6 protein-coding genes are annotated in these 7,282 nt (G+C 37.9%); 2 read left to right on the top strand and 4 right to left on the bottom strand.

Features of this window, described 5'->3' with window-relative positions:
- A partial coding sequence (locus tag ETF27_RS11375) for a hypothetical protein (protein ID WP_205012819.1) occupies window positions 1-268 on the top strand: 268 nt, incomplete at its 5' end.
- A 109-nt stretch (window positions 269-377) separates the two neighbouring features.
- Here ETF27_RS11375 and ETF27_RS10020 read toward each other — a convergent pair.
- The gene (locus ETF27_RS10020; RefSeq protein WP_130828735.1) at window positions 378-2,567 is read right to left on the bottom strand and encodes a S9 family peptidase; all 2,190 of its coding nucleotides are present in this window, start codon (window positions 2,565-2,567) and stop codon (window positions 378-380) included.
- Window positions 2,568-2,624: 57 nt separating this feature from the next.
- On the opposite strand from ETF27_RS10020, the gene ETF27_RS10015 reads away from it, so the two are divergent.
- Window positions 2,625-3,512 carry a TIGR01212 family radical SAM protein gene (locus ETF27_RS10015; protein ID WP_130828736.1) on the top strand — a complete coding sequence of 296 codons (888 nt, stop codon included), beginning with the start codon at window positions 2,625-2,627 and terminating at the stop codon, window positions 3,510-3,512.
- A 63-nt stretch (window positions 3,513-3,575) separates the two neighbouring features.
- Here the strand turns inward: ETF27_RS10015 and ETF27_RS10010 are convergent, their stop codons facing one another.
- The 3 genes from ETF27_RS10010 to mtaB form a co-directional block, all read right to left on the bottom strand.
- On the bottom strand, window positions 3,576-4,379 hold the full coding sequence (locus tag ETF27_RS10010; protein ID WP_130828737.1) for a gliding motility protein GldB-related protein: 804 nt from the start codon (window positions 4,377-4,379) through the stop codon (window positions 3,576-3,578).
- A gap of 133 nt (window positions 4,380-4,512) precedes the next feature.
- Window positions 4,513-5,523 (bottom strand): glycosyltransferase family 2 protein, encoded by a 1,011-nt coding sequence (locus tag ETF27_RS10005; protein ID WP_130828738.1) that lies wholly within the window; start codon window positions 5,521-5,523, stop codon window positions 4,513-4,515.
- Window positions 5,520-6,881, bottom strand: a complete 1,362-nt coding sequence (mtaB, locus tag ETF27_RS10000) for a tRNA (N(6)-L-threonylcarbamoyladenosine(37)-C(2))-methylthiotransferase MtaB (RefSeq protein WP_130828739.1) — start codon at window positions 6,879-6,881, stop codon at window positions 5,520-5,522. The genes ETF27_RS10005 and mtaB overlap by 4 nt, the downstream gene beginning before the upstream one ends.
- Window positions 6,882-7,282: the final 401 nt, after the last annotated feature.

Raw genomic sequence — 7,282 nt, 5'->3', positions numbered from 1 at the left:
ATGTTTAGCGGACAGTAATAAAAAAGATTCTGTATTTGCAAGCAAACAATACTGCTTTTTATTTGTAAGCCTGACACTTTTTTATAATTCCAATATTAATTTTTCACAATGGCAATATCAACTTTTTCAGAAGCAATATTGGCTTTTTTCAATGGATATGCGAGCTTATTGGAAAAACGATTGTACTTTTCGTGCAAAAAGATTATACTTTTCGTGCAAAAAGATTATACTTTTCATGCAAAAAGATTATACTTTTCGTGTAAAATGATGGTACTTTTTTATTACTATCAGGAAAAGCTTTTATTAATTTCCAAAATTAAGGCTGACACTTCTTGCGAGGTGTCAGCCTTTTTGGGATTTACCGGACGGCAATAGTATCAAAGATTGTTTATAAACCATTCCGCCACTTGTCGAAGCAAATGGTTTCGGGTATTACCTCCGTAAATGCTATGATTTCTATTTGTGTAGAAGTTTTCTTTGAAATCTTTATCAGCCTGAACCAGTGCTTCTGAATATTCATAAGCGTTTTGAATATGAACATTGTCATCAGCGATACCATGACATATCAGAAGTTTGCCATTGAGCTTACCCACGCGTTCGATGGGATTCGTGGCATATCCGTCAGGGTTTTCTTGTGGCGTGCGCATATATCGTTCTGTATAAACGGTGTCATAGTAACGCCAGTTGGTGGGAGGTGCAATAGATACTCCGGCCTTGAATGTATTTCTTCCTTCACTCATACTCATCAAGGTGTTGAAACCTCCAAAGCTCCAGCCCCAAATTCCTATCCTGCCGGCATCCACATATTTTTCCTTACCCAACCAAAGAGCTGCTTCCACCTGATCTTTTGATTCCAAATCACCAAGTCTCTGATAAATACATTTTTCAAATTCGGCTCCGCGACCACCCGTTCCGCGACCATCCACAGAAACGATTATAAATCCCTTTTGGGAGAGATAAGCATCGAAAATCCCCCCGTTTCCCATTGATCCAATCGACCAGCTGTCAACTACTTGTTGGCTTCCGGGACCACTGTATTGATGCATGATAACGGGATACTTCTTGTTTTCGTCAAAATCGGAAGGCTTCATCATCCATCCGTTCAGTTCAATGCCTTCTGATGTCGTGAACTTGAAAAATTCTTTTGTTGGTATGTCGTATTTAACAATATTGGCGAGGAGAGTATCATTGTTCAAAACCTCTCGAACCATCTTTCCGCGATTGTCATATATGGTATAGACATAGGGATGATTGCGGTCGCTCCATGTGTTCAGGAAGAATTTGTAATCTCCGGAAAATACGGCATCGTTCCACCCGTCTTTCAAGGATAGACAACTCACTTTTCCATGCTTGTCAGCAACATACGTTTCACGTTGCATGGGCGTTTTTCCGGCCGCTTGAAAGTAAGTGCTGCCTGTTTTTTCGTCATAACCATATACTTTGGTAACATCATAGGCTCCCTTTTCAATTTGGCGAATCAGTTTCCCCTCAAGGGAATAGAGATAAAGATGCATGTAGCCATCTCGGTCTGAAGGCAGAAGAATGCAATTCTTCATAATGGAGATACCTTCCATAGCCTCCTCTTTCACGTATTTTGGAACGTTCTCTTTAATCAGCAATCTACATGTACCTGTCAATGGATTACTTACATAGAGATTAAGCATATCCTGATGTCGGTTCATTGTGTAAATTAGGATTTGATTTTCTCGTGGAAAGGTCTTGACTCTTGGAACATAGCCATCAGTGTCCAATGGCAGTTGATATTGAAGCGTCTTTCCATTAATCAGATTATGCGCCCAAACTGTAACCTTTGAATTATCTTCTCCGGCTTTCGGATATTTATAAGCATATTCGCCGGGATATACCATGAATTCTTTCCTTGTTGGTTTGCTTCCCATGAAAGTTTGCAATGAGTAGGTCTTTACTTTCGATTCATCGTAACGAATCCAACTCAATGTTTTGCCATCACTGCTCCATGCCAAAGCGTTGTTGAACCCAAACTCTTCTTCGTTCACCCAATCGGGCACGCCATTGATTATCTCATTAAACTTTCCATCTGTTGTAATCTGTTTCTCGGTTTTCCCATCTGTGATGAAAATATTATTATCTCTTACAAAGGCGATATGTTTCCCATCAGGCGAGAAAGTCGGAATCTGTTGTAACCCTTTCTCGGATAGCTTTTTCATGGTTTTGTTTTTTATGTCATATAAATAGAAATCGGCCTTGTATGATCTTCTATATATGCGTTTGGTGTTCGTTTGTATCAAGATGCGTCCATCATCCGATATCTTATAGCCTTCAAAATCATTTATCGACACCCCTTTAGTATCTGCAACATCAAAGAGGACGCCTGTTTCTTTTCCCGTCTTAAAAGAGTACTTAACAATCTTTTTTGAATCGGAAGACATCTGTGCGTATTCTGATGTCCCTTTTAGCGGATTAACACCTGAAATTCTTTTCGCCGCAAAAGCATTATCGGTAAAATCTTTAAGCGAAATAGGCTCACCGGCAAAGATTTGAGCTGACACTGTGATGATAGTCACACACATAAATAGTATCTTTTTCATATATTTCATTGATTTAACAGTACAAAAGTACAAAAATATATATAACTTTGCAAAAGTATGGAACAATACTATTGTGATTTTGGCAATTGGATACGCAAACAATTTCCTTTTCGTGTTCAAAAAATATCTGTCGATGCCGGATTTACGTGTCCCAATAGAGACGGAACGATAGGGAAGGGGGGATGTATTTTCTGTGATAACCGAACATTCAATCCTGTTTACTGTAAAACGGAAAAGACAGTAACTCAACAATTGGAAGAGGGCAAGAACTTTTTTGAAAGAAAATATAAAGATATGAAATATCTTGCATATTTTCAGGCATATACAAATACTTATATGCCTTTAAAAAAGTTGCGTCAATTATATGAGGAAGCTCTCGAAGTAAAAGATGTGGTGGGATTAGTCATTGGAACCCGCCCCGATTGTGTAAACACGGAATTGCTGGATTATTTAGAGGAACTTAATCATAAGACCTTTCTAATTGTTGAGTTTGGGATAGAGAGTTGCAATGATAAGACTTTGAACTTTATCAATCGAGGACACAATTTTGCATGTACGAAAAGAGCAATAGAGAAAACCGCAGATCGTGGAATATTTGTGGGAGGGCATGTAATTATCGGGCTTCCGGGAGAAGATAAAGAAGAAAGTTTGCGTCAAGCTCCCATCATATCTTCTTTGCCTTTGACCATTCTCAAAATCCATCAAATGCAAATTATTCGAGGCACGAAATTGGCAAGTTTATACAGAGAAAAGCCCTTTAAACTCTATAGTCTTGATGAATATGTTGAGTTAATTGCGGACTACATACGTTTAATTCGCAAAGACATGGTGTTCGAACGTTTTGTTAGCCAAAGTCCTGCAGAACTTCTTATCGCTCCGAAATGGGGTATAAAGAATTATGAGTTCACAAATCTCCTCAATAAATATCTTAAAAATAAATCCTAAAAAACTATTTCCCATTTTATCTGATAGATAGGAAAATCCGAATATATTCCTCTTATTTATCGATTATTGTTCGATTCCAAAACATGCGAAATTTGTTAGCTTTAACAATTCTTCATAGGAAGTCTTCGGATGCTCTTTCATGTACTTTGAGACAACTTCTACATATTTTGTCCGATAAAAATGATGAGATAAAGCTTGATTAACAATCCATTGAATTTTTCCCATGTGCAAATCACGTTCCATTTGTGGACGATTTTCAAAATTTTGCAGGGGATATAATCCCATTAGAAAGAATGACAAGCAATCCGGTAGGATATACTCACGTGTCATCTGTTGCCGTTGTTGTTCCGTGTAGTATTTCTTATAAAGAGGATAATCAGCCCCTAAATACTTATCTAGAGAGATGCCTATTGCTCCATTGCCTACCACCACACTTTGATCCAAGGCGGAAATCTGTGCATAAATCATTGGTACAGAAATATTTGGCAAAGAATGTTTTAATCGTGAAAACGCATTGGTCAGTTGTTGATTCAAATCATCCATATTGGCATATTCAGCTTCAACATCTGCTATAAGGCTTTGTAAAGTGGTATCTTGATAAAATTTTAAAAAACGTGAGTTTATGTCAGGTGCAGTTGCGTCACCTATTTTTATAACATCTTCAATGAGTGTTCGGGTTTCAATTGGATATTCTGTGTTCATCTCTTGCAATGCAGAATAATCGCCTGTTGTAAGATAGCGGTATTCAAGTCTGTCATAACGTTCAATAACGATGGCGTGATCTGCTGAATCGTCTTTAGAAAGTCTTAATTGACAGCCTGCAATCAAGAATGACAGAAAGAATAATATGTAATAAATCCTCTTCACTGACTATTTTTCTTATGTATATTGCTTGAGTGGTACAAAAGTAAGTATAAAAATTCGGTTGTGCAAGTAAAAAGTAAAAAGAATTAAAATAAAAAGCAAGAAATCTCCAATTTTGTAAAAAAAACATAAAAACCTACTTTAACTTACTGTATATTTTGTTTCTTTTTACATAATAATTCCATAAGACGGAGTAGTTTTTTCGCATGCTTCTTGGTTTTTGATTAAATTTCGTTGAAACAATCTCTCGCCGTTTAAAATCTTTCCGCCATGTCTTGAAAGCTTTTCTTCCTTTTATGACAGCTTTGAAATCCTGAACGTTCCAATGAAATATTAACATTTGAATGGCCGCCAAATAATCAAGAATGAAGCGAATGCGCATCACTTTGGAAAGCTCTTCTTCCGGTAGGTTTTTCCATAACATCGTAAGATTATTGCGAAAATTGAGGAATGTTTTCTGTGGATTTGTTTTTGGAAGTGTACCACCTCCCAAATGATATACAGAACTCTTGGGGAAGCAATAGATTCGCCCCCCGTTTAATTGCAATCGCCACGCCAAGTCTATTTCTTCGTTATGAGCGAAAAAACGTTCATCGAATCCACCAACAGCCCAAAAGGCTTCTGCACGAATCATCAAGCAGGCGCCCGTTGCCCAAAATATTTCCACCTCATCGTCATATTGCCCTAAGTCTTGCTCCACAGTCTCAAAAACTCTACCCCTACAAAAAGGATATCCATATTTATCGAGTTCACCCCCTGATGCCCCTGCATATTCAAAATGCGATCTACTTAGAAGTGAAAGTATTTTTGGTTGGCATGCAACTATGTCCTTCCGTCTATCCATTTCTGATAAAAGTGGTTGTAACCAGTTTGGAGTTACTTCTACGTCGCTGTTCAAAAGCAGATAATACTCACTTTCTATCTGCTTTAATGCTCGATTGTATCCTCCTGCGAAACCATAATTGTGGGACAATTGAATAATTCTTATGTCGGGATAGGCTTTCGTAAGCCATTCAACGGAATTGTCGGTAGAAGCATTATCGGCTATGATTATTTCCGCTCCTTGTGAATACCTGACCACGGTGGGCAAATATTTTTCAAGCATGTGTTGTCCATTCCAATTAAGTATGACTATGGAGATTCTCATATTGTTTCAACCTTTAATGCTGTTTTGTTAAAATTGAAATCCCCTAATTTTACTTTCATAATTTGATTGTCATATTCTTCCTTTACTTGTGCCGGGGGAAGCTCCACACGAATATAATTTTTGGTAAATCCGTGCATAACTTTGCCTTTCACTGCTTTCTCGAAAAGCACCTCGCTTTCTTGTCCGATGTACTGTTTGTAAAAAGCGGTTGTCATTTCATCGGAAAGCCTTAAAAGTTGATGTGCTCTTTTCTTCTTCTCGCTCTCATCTACTTTATAGGGTATGGAAAGGGCAGAAGTTCCGGGACGCTCCGAATAGGGGAAAACATGAAGTTGTGAAATGGGCAATGAACGAATAAATTGAAAACATTCTTCAAAGTTTTCAGGTCGTTCGCCTCTGCAACCTACCATTACGTCCACACCGATGAAGGCGTCAGGCATTTTCTTTTTAATCAATTTTATCTTGTGTTCAAAGAGAGTCGTGTCGTACCGGCGATGCATTAATTTCAATACTTCATTTGAACCACTTTGTAATGGAATGTGAAAATGAGGCATGAACGCTCGAGAAGTAGCACAATAGTCTATGAGCCTATCGTCTATAAGGTCTGGTTCAAGTGAACTGATGCGAAATCGTTTAATCCTATTCACCTGATCCAATGCTTTCACAAGGTCAAGAAAAGTTTCACCTGTGGTTCTGCCGAAATCGCCAATATTAACACCCGTGAGTACTATTTCTTTACCTCCTTCAAGAGCTGCCTTTTCAGCTTGTGCGACAAGAGACGCTATGGTAGGATTTCTTGAAAGTCCTCTGGCATAGGGAATGGTACAATAGGTACAAAAGTAATTGCACCCATCCTGCACCTTCAAGAAATAACGCGTTCGGTTTCCTTTTGAACAGCTTGGTTGAAACTTTTTTATATCTTTTGTTTTAACGGAATGAATCGAGGGTTCACGAAAGATATTTTGTCCGGAAGCCTCTTCTTGGGATAAATGATTCCACGCATCGCTTAAATACTGAATTAAATCTGCTTTTTCATTGCTTCCCAAAACTAAATCTACTCCTTTTAACTTCGCTACTTGTTCGCTTTCCAACTGTGCATAACAGCCTGTAACTATAATGAATGCGTCGGGATTTTGGCGAACCATTCTGTTAATGATTTGTCTGCATTTATGATCTGCTATCTCGGTTACAGAACATGTGTTTATTAAACAAATGTCAGCTTTTTCATTCTTTTGTGCTTCGCGAACCCCCATATCAAACAAGGTACGTGCAAACGTGCTGGTCTCTGAAAAATTCAGTTTACAGCCTAATGTATAGAATTTTGCCGTCTTCCCTTGAAAAGATGTTGTATCAATCATGGCTGCAAAGATACTTCAAAACGTCCATAACTCCAAATTTTATGTGGCTGTGCCCAATAGTGTTCTAAATATTTTTTAGAAAAACTCACAAAACATTGCATAAACCACGACTTGACATGTTTTATCTCTAACCATAATATAGCGCATTACTTCCTTATGTCTCCAATTTCTATTCAGGTGATGGGAAACAGACGCTTGATAGCGAACATTCGACTCGACCATCACTACGAAATTATATTACAAAACTGCATGCCGAGGCACGATTCATAATCTATTGATAATCAGAGTGATATTAATCGCAATTTAAAAGCTTAGCTTTTGCACTCCAATTCATGACCTTTTGCATTATAAAAGCTTAGCTTTTGGAAAGTGAAAGCTTAGCTTTGGATAGATGAATGAAG

The organism is Prevotella brunnea (genome assembly GCF_008016795.1).
Taxonomy (GTDB): domain Bacteria; phylum Bacteroidota; class Bacteroidia; order Bacteroidales; family Bacteroidaceae; genus Prevotella; species Prevotella brunnea.
This window is presented reverse-complemented; position numbering and strand designations above follow the sequence as displayed.